Below are 15,510 nucleotides of genomic sequence, written 5' to 3'. Positions count from 1 at the left end.
GACCGAGGCCGGGGATGTCAACATATCTGGCGTTGACTTTTGGCACGCTGTTGAGTTCTCAAGGAACGGACACTTCCTTCAGGCCGCCTTCCAGCGGGCCCTCCGGGCGCTTCGTTCTTTCGTGTTTCCAGCTTATCAGATGTTTTCCGCTCCGTTTTTCCGGAGTTTCATTCATCCGACTTTCCCGAACTGGTCGGGCCCACTTTCTGCGGCGGCTCCTACATTAGCGTATTCAGGCTGTCACCTGAAATTCACTCCCACCAACCGTCGACGGGAACGCCAACGAACCCAACCGAATGGGCGTTGAGGGTGAGAGTGGGACTTGCCGAGTAGGTGGCCGCTTCAGCGACTCGTTCAACACTAGGCCACTCGGACGTCATCGTCAAACGTCGGGAAACATCAAGGGCGGGATCCGGCTGGATCCCGCCCTTGGTCGACAAAGCCGCAGGTCAGCGGCGTCGGGTTTCGGTCACACCGTCGGTCATACCTGCGGTCACGCGCCGGCCGGGGCCAGCTCCGCCGCCGCCAGGTTGCGCTTGCCGCGGCGCAGCACGAGCCAGCGGCCGTGCAGCAGGTCGGCCTCGGTCGGGACCGCCTCCTCATCCGTCACCTTGACGTTGTTGAGGTAGGCGCCGCCCTCCTTGATCGTCCGGCGGGCGGCCGAACGGCTCGGCGCCAGGCCGACGGCGACCAACAGGTCGACCACCGGCTGGAGTTCGGCGACCTCGGCCTTCGGGACCTCGGCCAGCGCGGCGGCCAGGGTCGGGGCCTCGAGGTCGGCGAGGTCACCCTGGCCGAACAGCGCCTTCGACGCGGCGACCGCACGCTCGTACTGGTCGGCGCCGTGGACGAGGGTGGTGAGCTCCTCGGCGAGGGCGCGCTGGGCGAGGCGGGCGGCGGGGCGCTCGGCGGTCTCGCGCTCCAGCTCGTCGATCTCCTCCTTCGAGCGGAAGCTGAAGATCCGCAGGAAGTTGGAGACGTCCCGGTCGTCCGCGTTCAGCCAGAACTGGTAGAAGGCGTACGGGGTGGTCAGCTCGGGGTCGAGCCAGACCGTGCCGGACTCGGTCTTGCCGAACTTGGTGCCGTCGGCCTTGACGATCAGCGGCGTGGCCAGCGCGTGCACGGACTTGGCCTCGGCCTTACGGATCAGGTCCGTGCCGGCGGTGAGGTTGCCCCACTGGTCGCTGCCGCCGGTCTGCAGGGTGCAGCCGTAGCGGCGGTTCAGCTCCAGGTAGTCCATGCCCTGGAGGATCTGGTAGCTGAACTCGGTGTAGCTGATGCCCGCGTCGGAGTTGAGCCGCCGGGAGACAGCCTCCTTGGCGATCATGTTGTTGACGCGGAAGTACTTGCCCACGTCGCGCAGCAGGCTGATGGCGGACATCCCGGACGTCCAGTCCAGGTTGTTGACCATCCGTGCCGCGTAGGGGCCCTCGAAGTCGAGGAAGCGGGAGATCTGGCCCCGCAGGCGCTCGACCCAGCCGGCCACCGTCTCCGGGTCGTTGAGAACGCGCTCGGCGGTGGGCTTCGGGTCGCCGATCAGGCCCGTCGCGCCGCCGACCAGGCCGAGCGGGAGGTTCCCCGCCTGCTGGATGCGGCGCATGGTGAGGATCTGCACCAGGTTGCCGAGGTGCAGGCTGGGGGCCGTCGGGTCGAAGCCGCAATAGAACGTGACCGGGCCGTCCGCGAACGCCTTGCGCAGTGCGTCCTCGTCGGTGGACAGGGCGATCAGCCCACGCCACCGCAGCTCGTCGACGATGTCCGTCACGGTCACGCTTCTCCTTCGATCGGGCGCCCGCCCCGGTGCTGGCCCGGTTCGGTCGGGCCCGGGTCGGTACGACTCCAGCCTGATAGAGCCTACGCGGTCCCGGCCAGCGAGTTTTCCCCGAGGTTCCGCGTCGGCCCCGCGCCCGCCCGTCCTCGGGCCCCGCGCCGACACCGGAAATTCCGTTGTTCGTCGGCTATGGGCCCATTCAGAGTGGTCCCACCGCCGTGCGGCGGCAGTGACGTGTGTGGAGACGGTCGTGCCGCCGTGGCACGCCCGGGGAAAGGGTGTGCCGAGGTGCGCAACACGCTGGTTCTGAACGCGAGCTACGAGCCTTTGACAACGGTGTCGCTCCAGCGCGCCGTCGTCCTGGTGCTCCAAGACAAGGCCGTGGTGGAGCAGGCGCACCCGCTACGCACGGTCCGCGGTACGGGCATCACCGTCCCGGTGCCCCGGGTGATCAGACTGCAGCGGTACGTACGGGTGCCGTTCCGACAACAGGCGCCGTGGTCGCGGCGGGGAGTCCTGGCCCGGGACCAGCACCTGTGCGCCTACTGCGGGCGGCGGGCCACCACGGTGGACCACCTGCAGCCCCGGTCGCGCGGAGGCGAGGACAGCTGGCTGAACACGGTCGCCGCGTGCGCCGAGGACAACCAGCACAAGGCGGACCGGACGCCGGAGCAGGCCGGGATGAACCTGCTGCGCCGGCCCTTCGTGCCGACTCCGCAGGCGACCCTGATGCTGGCGCTCGGCCTGCGCGACTCGGAGGCCCGAGAGCTCGCCGACTGGCTGCCGGCCGTGCCCGCGGCCTGAGGGTGCCTCGAACCGGATCGGCGGCCGGCCTGCCCCTCGCCTCGGTCGGCCCTTCGCCTCGGTCAGCCCTTCGCCTGGTAGCCGGCCGCCGTGCCGAAGTTGGCCGAGTGCTCGGGTATCACGAGGACCTTGCCGGCGCCGATCAGCACCCGGCCGGAGATCAGCAGCGAGCCGGTGCCCTGCGGGAAGTTGCCGCCGGTCGACTCGTGGCCGCCGGTCAGCGAGAAGCGGCTGAGGTGGGCGGGCTGGTCGCGGCGTTCGTCGGCGGCGAGCACCAGGGAGCCGCCGTCGACCGCGACCGCCCGGACCGCGCCCTTCTCGGTGGCCGGGGCCTTCCAGCTCTGCTTGCCGCTGTCGAGGTCGTAGCCGACCGCGGCGACCGCTCCGCCGCCGTTCGACGGGACGAGCGTGGTGACCATCGTCCGGTCCTGGAAGAACACCCCGGGTGTGGCCGAAAACGTGCCGTGGGCGACGTCCAGCCGGCCGCCGTCGCCCACGACCGGGATCTCCGCGGCCGGGTCGCCGCCCGCGCCCCACGCGAAGACCCGGTCGTTGGCCGGCTTCTCGCCGGTGGTGAGGACGACGGCGGGCTCGGCGGAGAGCACCGTCACCGTCTTCGGCTTGTTGTTCAGGCCGCGCCACCAGCTGACCTTGCCGTCCGCGGTGTTCAGCGCGACGGCCTGGTCGGCGGGGGTCGAGTCGGCGCAGGAGGAGGCGACCAGCACGGTCTTGCCGGTGACGCCGCCGGAGAGCGTGCAGAACTTGCCCTGTCCGGTGTACTGCCAGACGTCCTTGCCGTCGGCGGCCCCCCAGGCGATCGCGCGGTCGTCGCCGACGGCTATGACCTTGTCCTCGGTGACGCCGATCCGCGCGGTGTAGGCGCCCTTGGCGTCCGAGACGCTCTTCGTCCAGGCGGTCTTGCCGGTCTTGGTGTCCACGGCCGCGACCAGCGTGCACGGGCTCTTCGGGTCGGCCTGCGGCCGGAACAGCGCCGCGCCCAGGCCGGACGGGTTCACGCCCGTCGACAGGCCGCACGGCACGGCCCCGGCGGCCGGCGGCTCGACGGACCAGACGGGCTTGCCGGCCGCGAGGTCGTACGCGCGCACGCCGGTGGCGTCGGCCCGAACCACCGCGTCGGCCAGCAGCCAGCTGCCGACCAGCGTGTCATCGCCCCCCGGCTGCCCGGCCGCCGCGGGCTGCGCGGCCCACGCCTTGGTGTGGGCGACGGTGAAGCCGGGCTCGCCGCCCCCGCCGGCCTCCGTGGACGCGCTGCCGCTTCCCTCGACGCCCACCGTCAGAGCGGCCACGACGAGCACACCGAGCGCGGCGACTCCGGCCCCGGTGCGCACCAGCAGCGCGCGCCGGCTGGGCACGTGCTCACCGGAGACGACCGCGTCGGCCGCGGCCCGGGCCTTGGCCGCGAGCGAGGAACTCCCGTTGCCGTCACCGGCACCCCGGCGGGCGCCGCCGCGGGACGAAGTGGCGGGCTCGGGGGCGGTCGGTGCCTCCGGCTCCTGCGGTACGACGGGCTCCGGTTCGGCCGGCTCGGCCTGCACGTACCCGTCGGCCGAGTACTCCGCGCCCGCCGGGACGTACAGGCCGTCCCCCGCGGGCTGCTGCGGGACGGCGTACTGCGCGTACTGCTGCTGCCCGGGGTCCGTGTACTGGTAGTACGGCTGGTGCTGCTCCTCGGCGTAGCCGCCCTGGGCGTAGCCGCCTTGCGTGTACTCGCCCTGCGCGTACCCGGTCTGGCCGTACTCGGACTGCCCGTACCCGGTCTGCCCGTACTCGGCCTGGGCCTGGCCGTAGCCGGCGGTCGTCTGCCACTGCTCCTGATACGGCTGGTGCGACTGCGGCACCTGCTGGGGCTCGTGGTACCCACCGTTCTGCCAGTCCTGCTGCTGCGCCTGGTGGTACCACGGCTGCTGGGCGTCTTCGAAGGGCTCCTGCGCCATCCGTTCCGTCCTCCCGCGCCGCCTGCACTGCGGCAGTCAGCATCTCACGCTCGCCGGAGTGCCCTGCTCCGGCCTCCGTCAGGCGGCGGACTCGGCGCGCAGGGCCTCGTCGATCCGGGCGGCCATGGTGAAGTCCAGGCCGGTGAGCCCGCCGGCGCTGTGGGTGGAGAGGACGAAGCGCAGGGTGCGCCAGCGGATGTCGATGTCGGGGTGGTGGTCCAGCGCCTCGGCCTGTTCGGCGACGGCGACGACCACCCGGACGGCTGCCGGGAAGTCGGGGGCATCGGCGGTGCGGGCGATGCTGTCGCCCTCCCGGGACCACTGCGGAAGCGCGGCCAGGGCCGCCGTGATCTCGTCCTCGCTCAGCCGTGCTCTGCTGCTCATCGAAGCGCTCCCGGTGCGTCGTCGGGTCGGGGTGCGGGTCAGGCGGCCTTCCGGCGCGGGCGGGTCACCAGCTCGCCACCGCGGTTGGGGCAGGTGGCCGCCATGGCATCGGTGCAGTCCGGGCAGAAGGTGCACTCGTAGGAACATATCGAGGCGGGGCCGTCCGCGGTGAGCGACACCTCGCAGCGCTCGCAGGTCTCGCGCATCTCCAGGGCCATGACGCGCTCCTCCACTCGGATCTTCTGACAGACGTTCAACTCATCAACAGCTTGGTGACGGCCGCCAGGCCCACCACCACGATGACCCCGCGCAGCACGGCCGGCGGAAGGCGGCGGCCGACCTTGGCGCCGAGCAGACCGCCTACCAGCGAGCCCGCCGCGATCAGCCCGGCTGCGGCCCAGTTCACCGTCGCGGTGAACAGGAAGAAGAGCGCGGCGACGGCGTTGACGGTCATGGCGAGCGCGTTCTTCACGGCGTTGATCCGCTGGAGGTCCTCCTGGAGCAGCATGCCCATCAGCGCCATCAGCAGGACGCCCTGCGCGGCGCCGAAGTACCCGCCGTAGACGCCGGTGAGGAAGACGCCGCCGAGCAGCACCAGGCTGCCGTCCGGGTCCCCGTCGGGGTGCCGGCGGGCGGCGACGGCCCTGGCCACCTTCGGCTGGATCACCACGAGGACGAGGGCCAGCAGGATCAGCACCGGGACGATCGCGTCGAAGGCGCCGCTCGGCAGGGTGATCAGCAGCATCGCGCCGACCAGACCGCCGAGCAGCGAGGCACTGCCCAGGCGCAGCAGGCGGCGGCGCTGGCCGGCCAGCTCGCGGCGGTAGCCGATCACGCCGCTGAGCGAACCCGGCACCAGGCCGAAGGAGTTGGAGACGTTGGCGGTGACCGGCGGGATGCCGACGGCGAGCAGCACCGGGAAGGTGATCAGGGTGCCGGAGCCGACGATCACGTTGATCATCCCGGCACCGACGCCCGCCACCAGGACGGCGATCGCCTCCCAGAGCGTCATGGGTCACCTCTCCTCTCGGTCCTGTCCGTCCCGTCCGAGAGGATCATGCCGGACGGTCCGCCGACCGGACCAGGGCCGACCACGATGCGAAACGTTCGTCCCGGACGCAGGGGGCCCGCCGGCGTACGTCTCGCGTACGGCGGCGGGCCCCTGGGCCGGAACGTTCAGCCGGTCACTCCGGGTCGATCTCGCGGTACTCGCGGCCCTGGTCCGCCCGGGGGCGGGCGGCGCCCTTCTCGGTGTCCACCGGGCGCGGGCCGGCCGCCGGGTCGAGCGGCACCTGGGTGGCCGACGGGGCCGAAGAAGCCGGCGCCGGAATGCTCGGGGCCGCGACCGCGCCGCCGTTCACCCCGCCGTTGCCGGTCAGGCCGTTGAACGCGCCGCCGAGGCCCTTGAGCGCGTCGCCGACCTCGCTCGGGATGATCCACAGCTTGTTGGAGTCACCCTTGGCCAGCTCGGGCAGGGTCTGCAGGTACTGGTAGGCGAGCAGCTTCTGGTCGGCGTCGCCGTCGTGGATCGCCTCGAAGACCGTCCGGATCGCCGCCGCCTCACCGTCGGCGCGCAGCACCGCGGCCTGGGCCTCACCCTCGGCCTTGAGCACCTCGGCCTGCTTCTCACCCTCGGCCTTGAGGATCTGCGCCTGGCGCTGGCCCTCGGCGGTGAGGATCGCGGCGCGCTTGTCACGGTCGGCGCGCATCTGCTTCTCCATCGAGTCCTGGATGGAGGTCGGCGGCTCGATCGCCTTCAGCTCGACGCGGTTGACCCGGATGCCCCACTTGCCGGTGGCCTCGTCCAGGACGCCGCGCAGGCCGGCGTTGATGACCTCGCGCGAGGTCAGGGTGGATTCGAGGTCCATCGAGCCGATGATGTTGCGCAGCGTGGTGACGGTCAGCTGCTCGATCGCCTGGATGTAGCTGGCGACCTCGTAGGTGGCCGCGCGGGGGTCGGTGACCTGGTAGTAGATGACGGTGTCGATGTTGACGACCAGGTTGTCCTGGGTGATCACCGGCTGGGGCGGGAACGGCACGACCTGCTCGCGCAGGTCGATCCGGTTGCGCACCCGGTCGATGAACGGGACGACGATGTTCAGGCCTGCGTTGAGCGTCCGGGTGTAGCGGCCGAAGCGCTCCACGATCGCGGCGCTGGCTTGCGGGATGACCTGGATCGTCTTGATCAGCGCGATGAAGGCCACCACGACCAGGACGACCAAAACGATAAGGACGGGTTCCACGGACTCTCCCCTAGACGACCAGGGCGGTCGCGCCCTGGATTTCGACGACGTCGACCTGCTGCCCCGGCTGGTACACGCTGCCCGGGTTGAGCGCGCGGGCCGACCAGATCTCGCCGTTCAGCTTGATCCGTCCGCCCTCCCCGTCGACGGTTTCCGCGACGACCGCGGTGGCGCCCTGGAGCGCCTCGATGCCCATCTTGATGTGCGGGCCCTTTTTGAGTTCCCGGTAGGCGATCGGGCGCAGGACGACCAACTGGGCGACCGAGACCACGACGAAGGTCAGGGTCTGCCAGACCACCCCCGCCCCGAGCCCGGCCACCCCGGCCGCGGCCAGCGCGCCGACGGCGAACATGGCGAACTCCGGCATCGCGGTGAGCACCAGCGGTATGCCGAGCCCGACGGCGGCCAGGAGCCACCACATCCAGCTGTCCACGAGTCCATCCTAGGGACGAAGGGCCTTCGTGGCGGACAGTTCCCGCAGGTCGAGGGGCGGAAACCGGTCGCGCGTGCGACCGGTTCCGGCGGCGTGCGGGACGGCGGCCTGACGGGGGCTCAGCCCAGCGGCAGACCCTGCGCCGACCAGCGGTCACCGTGGCGCTCCAGGGTCAGCGGCAGGCCGAAGCACTTCGACAGGTTCCGGGCGGTCAGCTCGGTGTCGATCGGGCCGGCGGCCAGCACCTTGCCCTGGCGGATCATCAGGACGTGGGTGAAGCCGGGGGCGATCTCCTCGACGTGGTGGGTCACCATCGCCATCGCCGGCGCGAACTCGTCCTGGGCCAGCGCGCCGAGGCGGCGGACCAGGTCCTCGCGGCCGCCGAGGTCCAGACCGGCGGCCGGCTCGTCCAGCAGCAGCAGCTCCGGGTCGGTCATCAGGGCGCGGGCGATCAGGGTGCGCTTGCGCTCGCCCTCGGACAGGGTGCCGAACTTGCGGGCGGTGAGCTTGGCCATGCCGAGGCGGTCCAGCAGCGCGAGCGCGCGGGACTCGTCCGACTGCTCGTAGGTCTCCTGCCAGCTGACCGTCATGCCGTAGGCGGCGGTCAGCACGGTCTGCAGCACCGTCTGCTCGGCCGGCAGCTTGTCGAACATCGCGGCGCCGGCCAGGCCGATCCGGGAGCGCAGTTCGAAGACGTCGACCTCGCCCAGCTTCTCGCCGAGCACCGAGACCTTGCCCGCGGTCGGGAACAGGTAGGTGGCGGCGATCTGCAGCAGGGTGGTCTTCCCGGCGCCGTTGGGGCCCAGGATGACCCAACGCTCGCCCTCGGAGATGGACCACGAGACCTGGTCGACCAGCGCGCGCCCTTCCCGGACCACGGATACGTCCACCAGCTCCAGCACGTCGCTCATGCCTACGCCTTCCCCAATACAAAATCTCGGCCGTCGGGTGCGGGCGGCGAGCCTACTCCGGCAGCCGGTGGGCACGGGTGGGTGCGCCGCACACGCATGGGCAAACCTACGCCACGCGGATGACCGCCGATTCCGTAGGCTGGCCGGATGCTCCCGACTCCTGCCGACAATCCGTACGAAGAGCCCCGCTCGGGGCGGCTGACCGCGTGGGGCAACGCCCTGCTCGCCGGACTGGTCCCGCCCGACAACGCCGCCGCGGCCGTCCTCGGCGACGACGAGAGCCATCGCGTGACCGGCCTGCCCGGGGACGCACCGGGCGAGCAGCACGGGCTCACTTGGGCCCTGGGTCGGCTTCGGGTGCTCGGCGTGCAGGGCCTGCGCCTGGCGCTGCCCTCCGCCGGACACCCCCTCGGGCTGACCGGCCCGGCGCCCTTCAACGAGCGCGCGATGGGCGCGGGCGAGGCCGTCCTCGCGGTGGGCGTGCCACTCGGGCTGGTGCCGGAGGTCGAGGTGTTCGGCCCGGCCGGGGACCGTTCGGCGACGGTGCTGTGGCGCTGCTCGGCGATCGAGGACGCACCGCCGGCGGACGTGCCGTCGCTGCACGAGGCCGAACGCGAGCTCGCCGACGGGCTGCGCGAGGCGACCGTCCTGCTCACCCGGCTCGACGTGGCCGGCGCCGGACCGGAGGCGCTGCGCTCGCTGGACGCGTACCGCCGGCGGGGCCACGCCGAACTGCTCGCCCCCGGTTACCCGCCCCGCGCCGTCCGCGTGCTGGAGTCGGCCCGCCAGGTGTCCGCCCTCCTGTCGATCGCCTCCGGCGGCCACGGCGCCGCCGTCAGCGCCTCGGAGATGGCCGCACGTCAGTCCGTCCTCGCCCCGCTGTGGCGCACCGCCCGCCGCGCCCAGGTGGCCGCCTACAACGCGCTCGTCGACGAACGCGAGGACCGCTGACGCCCGGTGGCCCTCCGGCCGCTCCGCCGGGACGAGCACCCTGCGGATGCGGCCGGGCGCACCCGGCGGGCCCGGCGTCATGCGGTGCCCGGGCCGCCTACCGCCATGGGTCGGCCGCGGCCAGCGCCATCACCTCCGCACGCTCGTACCGGCCGTCAGGCCCGCGGGTCAGGCCGCCCTTCTCCGTGACCGCCGCCAGGCGGCGGACGGACCAGCCCAGCTCCTCGGCCGCCTCCTCCGCCGACAGGCTCTCGGCCAGCCGGTGCCGCAGGGCCTCGGCGGCGGCCTCCGCCTCCGCCTCGGCCCGGCGCAGACGGTCGGTGACGACCTCCTCGACCGCGGCCTCCGGCACCGCCGCCAGGGTCTCCCGGCTGTACGTGGGATGGCCCCGGAACTCGCCGGAGGCCCGGAGTATGCCCGCCTCGGCGAGCCGCCGGACGTCCTCGGCCGCGACCGGCAGGCCGGTGGCGTGGCCCAGGACGAGGGCCGCCTTGCTCGCCCCGACCCGGGGGACGGCGCCCAGCGCGGCCGTGATCTCGGCGGCACGGGCCCGCAGCTCGGCCTCGACGGCGGCCGACCAGGCGTGGCCGTCGGTGTCGGGCTCGGGGATCAGCCCGCGCTCCCTGGCCTCGTCGAACTGCCAGCGCACCAGCCCGAGCCGGCGGCGCAGCACTTCCGGGCCGTAGGCCTCCCGCTCCCGGGCGGTCTCCCGCGCCAGCTTCGCGGCCCGCTCGGCGGCGTCAGCCGCCAGGGCGGCGCCGATCTCCGCACGGCGCTCCAGCAGCGGCTCCACCACCGCCCGGGACCACCGCCGGTCCTCGACGTCCGGTGGCGGCACCAGGCCCAGGTGCCTGGCCCGCTCGAACAGGCGGTACGTCAACTCCAGCCCGTTGGCGAGCACGACGGGCCCGTACTCACTGCGTGGCGCGTTCATCCGGCCTCCCCGAAGATCGATGTCGGCGCTCAGCCTGGCACACCGCCCTGACGGCCCGTCACCTCCGTGCGGCCCGACCCCTGCCGAACGACCCACGCACAGACCCCGCCTGACGCCCGCCCCGCCCGAATACCTGCCGAACGGCACAGCGCCCGCGAGAGCCACGTACGCCCCGAGCGCGCTACCTCTCCCGGGCCTCGCCGTGCCGGACGGCCCAGAGGGCGGCTTGCGTACGGTCCGCCAGGTCCAGCTTCATCAGGATGTTCGACACGTGCGTCTTCACCGTCTTCTCCGACAGGTTCAGGCTCCGCGCGATCTCCCGGTTCGAGCGGCCGTCGGCGATGTGCCCGAGCACCTCGCGCTCGCGCTCGGTCAGGGTGCCGCCGCGGCCCTGGGGGGCGCGGGGGCCGTCTTCGGAGAGCAGGGCCTCCGCGAGTTCGGGCTGGAGCAGGACGTGTCCGGCGTGGACCGAGCGGATGGCACCGGCCAGGGCCTCGGGATCGACGTCCTTGTACACGTACCCGGCGGCACCGGCCCGCAGGGCGGGGACCATCGTGCGGTGCTCGGTGAAGCTGGTGACGATCAGGATCCTGGCCCGGCTGCCCTCCCCCTTGAGGGTGCGCAGCGCCTCGATGCCGTCGACGCCGGGCATCTTGAGGTCCATCAGGACGACGTCGGGGTCGAGCTCCCGGGCGCGGTCGACGCCCTCCGCCCCGTCGGCGGCCTCGCCGACCACCTCGATGTCGTCCTGCACCTCCAGGAAGGTGCGCAGACCGCGCCGGACGACCTGGTGGTCGTCGACCAGCAGGACGCGGATCGGTGGCGTGCTGTCAGGCACCGGGGACCTCCATCTCGACAAGCGTCCCCCGGCCGGGGGCGGATTCCAGGGTGAGCGTGCCGCCGACGGCCGCGGCGCGGTCGCGCATCGAGGCGAGGCCGAGGTGCTTGCCGGCCCGGCGGACGGACTCCGGGTCGAAGCCGCGCCCGTCGTCGTGCACCCGCAGGACGGCCCCGCGCGCGGGCGTCCCGAGGAGGGTGACGGTGACGCGACGGGCGCCGGAGTGGCGCAGCGCGTTGTGCAGGGCCTCCTGGGCGACCCGCAGCAGCGCGGCCTCCTGGGCTGGCGGGAGGGCGCGGACGCCGTCGGCGGCGAACGCGACGTCGGCGGTGTGGGCTCGGTCGAGGACCTGGACCTGGGAGGCGAGGGTGGCGCTGAGCCCGTCCTCCTCCAGGGCGGCGGGCCGCAGTTCGACGACGACGGCGCGCAGTTCGTCGGCGGCCTCGGCGGCGAGCCGGGCGACTTCGGCGAGTTCGGCGCGGGCCCGGGCGGGGTCGCGGTCGACGAGTTTGGCGGCGGCCTTGGCGGTGAGCCGCAACGAGAAGAGCTTCTGCGAGACGGCGTCGTGCAGGTCGTGGGCGATCCGGGCCCGTTCGCCGGCGAGGGTGAGCTCGCGGCTGCGCTCGTACAGGCGGGCGTTGGACAGGGCGAGGGCGGCGTGCGCGGCGAGTATCCGCAGCAGTTCCTCGTCGTGGTCGGTGAACAGGCCGCCACCGCGCTTGTTGGCGAGGAAGATGACGCCCATCACCTGCGGTTCGTCCTCGGCGGCGTCGGTGTCGAGGATGGGCATGCCGAGGAAGGCGCCCATCTCGGGGTGGGCGGCGGGCCAGCCGCCGAACGCGGGGGCCTTGCGGACGTCGGCGAGCCGGGTGGGCCCGGTCTCGTGGAGCATCTTGGCGAGGACGCCGTGCTGTCGGGGCAGCGGGCCGATGGCGTGCCACTGCTCGTCGGTGATGCCGTCGACGACGAACTGGGCGAAGCCGCCGTGGTCGTCGGGGACGCCGAGGGCCGCGTACTCGGCGCCGAGGAGGTCGCGGGCGGAGGCGGTGATCCGGCGCAGCACCTCGCGGACCTCAAGGTGCCGGCTCATCGCGAGCAGCGCCTGGCTGACCGCCTCGATGCCGGCCAGGCAGGGTTCACAGGCGGGCAGCGGGCCGGTGTGCGGATGGACGTCGGGCCGGGCGGCAGGTTGGCCGACCGGTATCCGTCCGTCGGAGATCCGGCCGTCCGGGATCCGGCCGTCGGTGACGGGACCGACCGGCGGGCGGTGGTCCATGGGCGCGCTGGGCATACCGCCAACCTACCGCCGCCCCGCCCGCCTCCGCGTCCGTCCGCAGCCGCGCGGGACGCAGGTCCGGGGACCTAGGTCCGAGGGCCCCGGACACGCCGAGGGGCGGCCCTCCCGCGTGTGGGAGGGCCGCCCCTGGGACGGACGGTCGAAGGCCTCAGCCCTTCTGCATGACCTCGGGCTCGTGCCGGCGCTGGAGCCGCGTCACGAGGATGCCGATGACGACCGAGATCACGATCAGCACGCCCGCGTCGATGGACCACTGGGCGACGCTGTGCTTCCACAGCGGGTCGTAGTTCGGGTTCTGGAAGTCCTTGTTCCAGGGACCCAGGAGGTGCGACAGGTCGAGCGTGGTGGCGACGATGCCGGTGCCCCAGCGGGCGGGCATCAGCCAGGCGAGCTGCTCCAGGCCGGGCTTGCTGAAGATCTGGAAGAGGCAGCCGGTGAAGACGACCTGGACGATCGCGAACATGACCAGCAGCGGCATGGTCTTCTCGGCGGTCTTCACCAGCGCGGAGATCATCAGACCGAACATCATCGCGGCGAAGCTCAGCAGGATCATGCCGATGGCCATCTCGATGACCGGCAGGTTCTTCACCAGCAGGCCGCCGTGCTCGGGGAGCTTGCGCGGCAGGAAGCCGACGGCGGAGATGACCGCGCCCTGGATCACGCTGAAGAAGCCCAGCACGATGATCTTGGACATCATGTACGCCGAGCGGGAGAGGCCGGTGGCCCGTTCCCGTTCGTAGATCGCCCGTTCCTTGATCAACTCGCGGACGGAGTTGGCCGCACCGGAGAAGCAGGCGCCGATCGCCATGAGCATGATGATCGTCGCGGCCCCGTTGTTGAGACCCAGTTGCGACTTCGGATTCGGTGCGAGCCCTGGCGCGTTCGGCACCAGGACACTCACCGCGCCGATGACGGCGGGCAGGAGCACCGACAGCGCCAGGAAGCCCTTGTCCGAGGCGATGACGGACATGTAGCGGCGGATCAGCGTCCACAGCTGCGAGCCCCAGCTCTGCGGCTTCGGCGGCCTGATCGCCTCCTGGTTGATCTGGGCGTGCTGGACGTCGCCCGCCTCCACGTCGGCCGCGGAGTACTGCTGGTAGTGCACCGAGCCGCGGTAGCGGCCGGCCCAGTCGTGGTCGGGGTAGTTCTCAAAGGCCTGGAAGACGTCCGCCCAGGTCTCGTAACCGAAGAAGTGCAGCGCCTCGTCCGGCGGGCCGAAGTAGGCCACCGAGCCGCCCGGCGCCATCACCAGCAGCCGGTCGCAGAGCGCGAGTTCGGCCACCGAGTGGGTGACGACCAGGATGGTGCGGCCGTCGTCGGCGAGGCCGCGCAGCATCTGCATGACCTCGCGGTCCATGCCCGGGTCGAGGCCGGAGGTGGGCTCGTCCAGGAAGATCAGCGACGGCTTGGTGAGCAGTTCCAGGGCGACCGAGACGCGCTTCTGCTGGCCGCCCGAGAGTGCGGTGATCTTGTTGTCGGCGCGCTTGTCCAGGCGCAGCTCGTACAGCACCTCGTCGATCCGCGCCTCGCGCTCGCGGGCCTCGGTGTCGCCGGGGAAGCGCAGCCGGGCCGCGTACTTGAGGCCGGTGCGGACGGTGAGTTCCTTGTGCAGGATCTCGGACTGCGGCACCAGGCCGATGCGCGAACGGAGTTCGGCGAACTGCTTGTAGAGGTTGCGGCCGTCGTAGAGGACCTCGCCGCGGTCGGCGGGGCGGTAGCCGGTGAGGGCGCGCAGCAGCGTCGACTTGCCGGAGCCGGACGGGCCGATGACGGCGACCAGGGACTTCTCCGGCACGCTGAAGCTGACGTCGTTGAGCAGGACCTTCTTGGCGCCCTTGTGCTCGACCTCGACGGTCAGGTGGCGGGCGGAGAAGGAGACCGCGCCGGTGTCGACGAACTCCTGCAGCTGGTCGCCGACCAGGACGAACGTGGAGTGACCGACGGTCAGCCGGTCCTGCGCGCCCATCAGCTGGCGCTGCACCCGCTGGCCGTTGAGGAAGATTCCGTTGTGGCTGCCGAGGTCGACGATCTCCCAGCGGCCGTCGGGCAGCTGGCGCAGCTCGGCGTGGTGGCGGGAGACCTGGAGGTCGGAGACCACGATGTCGTTGTCGAGCGCACGGCCGATGCGCAGCGTGCGGGTCATCTCGGCCAGGCTGCGGATCATCGTCGGCTGCGCACCGCCACCGCCGTGCTGCGGAGCCTGCGAGAAGCCCTGTTGCTGCGGGAAGTCCTGGGGACCGCCCTGCTGGTGCGGGAAGGCGTTCGGCTGGCCCGCCCACGCGTCGGGCTGCTGCTGGTAGGCGGCCTGCGGCGTCCAGTCCTGCTGCGGGCCCGGCTGCTGCGGAGCCGGGGTGGCGCTGCGGCTGGTGGCGGCCTCGTGCCAGGCGGGCGCCTGCGGGGCGGCGGCCTGGGCGGGTGCGGAGAAGGCGAGCCTGGGGCCGTTCTCCGGGTTGCCGAGGTTGACGACGGCCCCCGGGAACAGCTGGGCCTGCTGGGTACGGGCACCGGCGACGTAGGTGCCGTTGGTGCTGCCGTGGTCGTCCAGCTGCCAGCCGGACCCGTTGAAGGACATGGTCCCGTGGTGCCAGGAGACGCGTGCGTCGTCGAACGGGAAGTCCGACTGCGGGTTGCGCCCGATGGTGTAGGACAGCCCCGGCTCCAGAGTCCGCTGTTGTCCGTTGATCTCAATGACGAGTTGCGGCACTGCTCGCCTGCCCCGCTCTCTCGGTCCCCCGATTGTGGCCCCCGGCCGGGGTGCTCTGTTCCTGCTAACTGACGGGGGGAATCATTCCAGCCCGCCGACCGCTGACGAAAGTCGGGCCCGGGGACTGTGACCAGGCGGCAACGATTCGCCGACCACCCGATGACCGGGGTTCGCCGCACCGCCACGGCGCCTCCCCGCCACCTGCACGTCAGCCGGTTTCCGCACACACCGTCCGGGCGTCCAGCTCGTTCCGGCCCCGCGCGTCCGCGAGGTGGGACGGGTGCC

The 15,510-nt window shown here is 72.2% G+C and carries 14 protein-coding genes; 2 read left to right on the top strand and 12 right to left on the bottom strand.

Translation table 11 applies throughout. The features are described from left to right. Positions 1-493: 493 nt before the first annotated feature. Positions 494-1,765 (bottom strand): tyrosine--tRNA ligase, encoded by a 1,272-nt coding sequence (gene tyrS / locus F7Q99_RS20910; RefSeq protein ID WP_326847238.1) that lies wholly within the window; start codon positions 1,763-1,765, stop codon positions 494-496. 294 nt (positions 1,766-2,059) lie between these two features. Here tyrS and F7Q99_RS20905 point away from each other — a divergent pair, with 294 nt between their 5' ends. Further along, positions 2,060-2,575, top strand: a complete 516-nt coding sequence (locus F7Q99_RS20905; protein ID WP_326846931.1) for an HNH endonuclease — start codon at positions 2,060-2,062, stop codon at positions 2,573-2,575. Positions 2,576-2,637: 62 nt separating this feature from the next. On the opposite strand, the gene F7Q99_RS20900 is transcribed toward F7Q99_RS20905, so the two are convergent. The 7 genes from F7Q99_RS20900 to F7Q99_RS20870 all read right to left on the bottom strand — a co-directional run bounded on the left by F7Q99_RS20900 (position 2,638) and on the right by F7Q99_RS20870 (position 8,501). Next, entirely contained in the window at positions 2,638-4,530 is a 1,893-nt protein-coding gene (locus F7Q99_RS20900; protein ID WP_153463573.1) for an outer membrane protein assembly factor BamB family protein, read from the bottom strand. Positions 4,531-4,608: 78 nt separating this feature from the next. After that, a complete protein-coding gene (locus F7Q99_RS20895; protein ID WP_153463570.1) occupies positions 4,609-4,914 on the bottom strand; it encodes a 4a-hydroxytetrahydrobiopterin dehydratase in 306 nt (101 codons plus the stop codon). 38 nt (positions 4,915-4,952) lie between these two features. After that, a complete protein-coding gene (locus tag F7Q99_RS20890) occupies positions 4,953-5,132 on the bottom strand; it encodes a DUF1272 domain-containing protein (protein ID WP_153463567.1) in 180 nt (59 codons plus the stop codon). A 35-nt stretch (positions 5,133-5,167) separates the two neighbouring features. Then, a complete protein-coding gene (locus F7Q99_RS20885) occupies positions 5,168-5,926 on the bottom strand; it encodes a sulfite exporter TauE/SafE family protein (protein ID WP_153463564.1) in 759 nt (252 codons plus the stop codon). Between the two features lie 172 nt (positions 5,927-6,098). Beyond that, positions 6,099-7,157, bottom strand: a complete 1,059-nt coding sequence (locus tag F7Q99_RS20880; RefSeq protein ID WP_326846930.1) for an SPFH domain-containing protein — start codon at positions 7,155-7,157, stop codon at positions 6,099-6,101. A 10-nt stretch (positions 7,158-7,167) separates the two neighbouring features. Continuing rightward, on the bottom strand, positions 7,168-7,578 hold the full coding sequence (locus F7Q99_RS20875; RefSeq protein WP_153466452.1) for an NfeD family protein: 411 nt from the start codon (positions 7,576-7,578) through the stop codon (positions 7,168-7,170). Between the two features lie 131 nt (positions 7,579-7,709). Continuing rightward, the gene (locus F7Q99_RS20870) at positions 7,710-8,501 is read right to left on the bottom strand and encodes an ABC transporter ATP-binding protein (RefSeq protein WP_153463561.1); all 792 of its coding nucleotides are present in this window, start codon (positions 8,499-8,501) and stop codon (positions 7,710-7,712) included. 147 nt (positions 8,502-8,648) lie between these two features. Here F7Q99_RS20870 and F7Q99_RS20865 point away from each other — a divergent pair, with 147 nt between their 5' ends. Continuing rightward, positions 8,649-9,452, top strand: a complete 804-nt coding sequence (locus tag F7Q99_RS20865) for a hypothetical protein (protein ID WP_153463558.1) — start codon at positions 8,649-8,651, stop codon at positions 9,450-9,452. A 97-nt stretch (positions 9,453-9,549) separates the two neighbouring features. Here the strand turns inward: F7Q99_RS20865 and F7Q99_RS20860 are convergent, their stop codons facing one another. The 4 genes from F7Q99_RS20860 to F7Q99_RS20845 form a co-directional block, all read right to left on the bottom strand. Then, the gene (locus F7Q99_RS20860; RefSeq protein WP_153463555.1) at positions 9,550-10,386 is read right to left on the bottom strand and encodes a hypothetical protein; all 837 of its coding nucleotides are present in this window, start codon (positions 10,384-10,386) and stop codon (positions 9,550-9,552) included. A gap of 181 nt (positions 10,387-10,567) precedes the next feature. Next, positions 10,568-11,224 carry a response regulator transcription factor gene (locus F7Q99_RS20855; protein WP_326846929.1) on the bottom strand — a complete coding sequence of 219 codons (657 nt, stop codon included), beginning with the start codon at positions 11,222-11,224 and terminating at the stop codon, positions 10,568-10,570. Further along, positions 11,217-12,314 carry a GAF domain-containing sensor histidine kinase gene (locus F7Q99_RS20850; RefSeq protein ID WP_153466451.1) on the bottom strand — a complete coding sequence of 366 codons (1,098 nt, stop codon included), beginning with the start codon at positions 12,312-12,314 and terminating at the stop codon, positions 11,217-11,219. The genes F7Q99_RS20855 and F7Q99_RS20850 overlap by 8 nt, the downstream gene beginning before the upstream one ends. Before the next feature lie 355 nt (positions 12,315-12,669). Further along, positions 12,670-15,225, bottom strand: coding sequence for an FHA domain-containing protein (locus F7Q99_RS20845; RefSeq protein WP_326846928.1), 2,556 nt, complete (start codon positions 15,223-15,225; stop codon positions 12,670-12,672). Positions 15,226-15,510: the final 285 nt, after the last annotated feature.

The organism is Streptomyces kaniharaensis, from assembly GCF_009569385.1.
Taxonomy (GTDB): Bacteria; Actinomycetota; Actinomycetes; order Streptomycetales; family Streptomycetaceae; genus Kitasatospora; species Kitasatospora kaniharaensis.
This window is presented reverse-complemented; position numbering and strand designations above follow the sequence as displayed.

Bases quoted from the DNA above. Each gene is read 5' to 3' on its own strand.
- F7Q99_RS20900 (WP_153463573.1), bottom strand. From the start codon at position 4,530: ATGGCGCAGGAGCCCTTCGAAGACGCCCAGCAGCCGTGGTACCACCAG.
- F7Q99_RS20895 (WP_153463570.1), bottom strand. From the start codon at position 4,914: ATGAGCAGCAGAGCACGGCTGAGCGAGGACGAGATCACGGCGGCCCTG.
- F7Q99_RS20890 (WP_153463567.1), bottom strand. From the start codon at position 5,132: ATGGCCCTGGAGATGCGCGAGACCTGCGAGCGCTGCGAGGTGTCGCTC.
- F7Q99_RS20885 (WP_153463564.1), bottom strand. From the start codon at position 5,926: ATGACGCTCTGGGAGGCGATCGCCGTCCTGGTGGCGGGCGTCGGTGCC.
- F7Q99_RS20875 (WP_153466452.1), bottom strand. From the start codon at position 7,578: ATGTGGTGGCTCCTGGCCGCCGTCGGGCTCGGCATACCGCTGGTGCTC.
- F7Q99_RS20870 (WP_153463561.1), bottom strand. From the start codon at position 8,501: ATGAGCGACGTGCTGGAGCTGGTGGACGTATCCGTGGTCCGGGAAGGG.
- F7Q99_RS20865 (WP_153463558.1), top strand. From the start codon at position 8,649: ATGCTCCCGACTCCTGCCGACAATCCGTACGAAGAGCCCCGCTCGGGG.
- F7Q99_RS20860 (WP_153463555.1), bottom strand. From the start codon at position 10,386: ATGAACGCGCCACGCAGTGAGTACGGGCCCGTCGTGCTCGCCAACGGG.
- F7Q99_RS20850 (WP_153466451.1), bottom strand. From the start codon at position 12,314: ATGAGCCGGCACCTTGAGGTCCGCGAGGTGCTGCGCCGGATCACCGCC.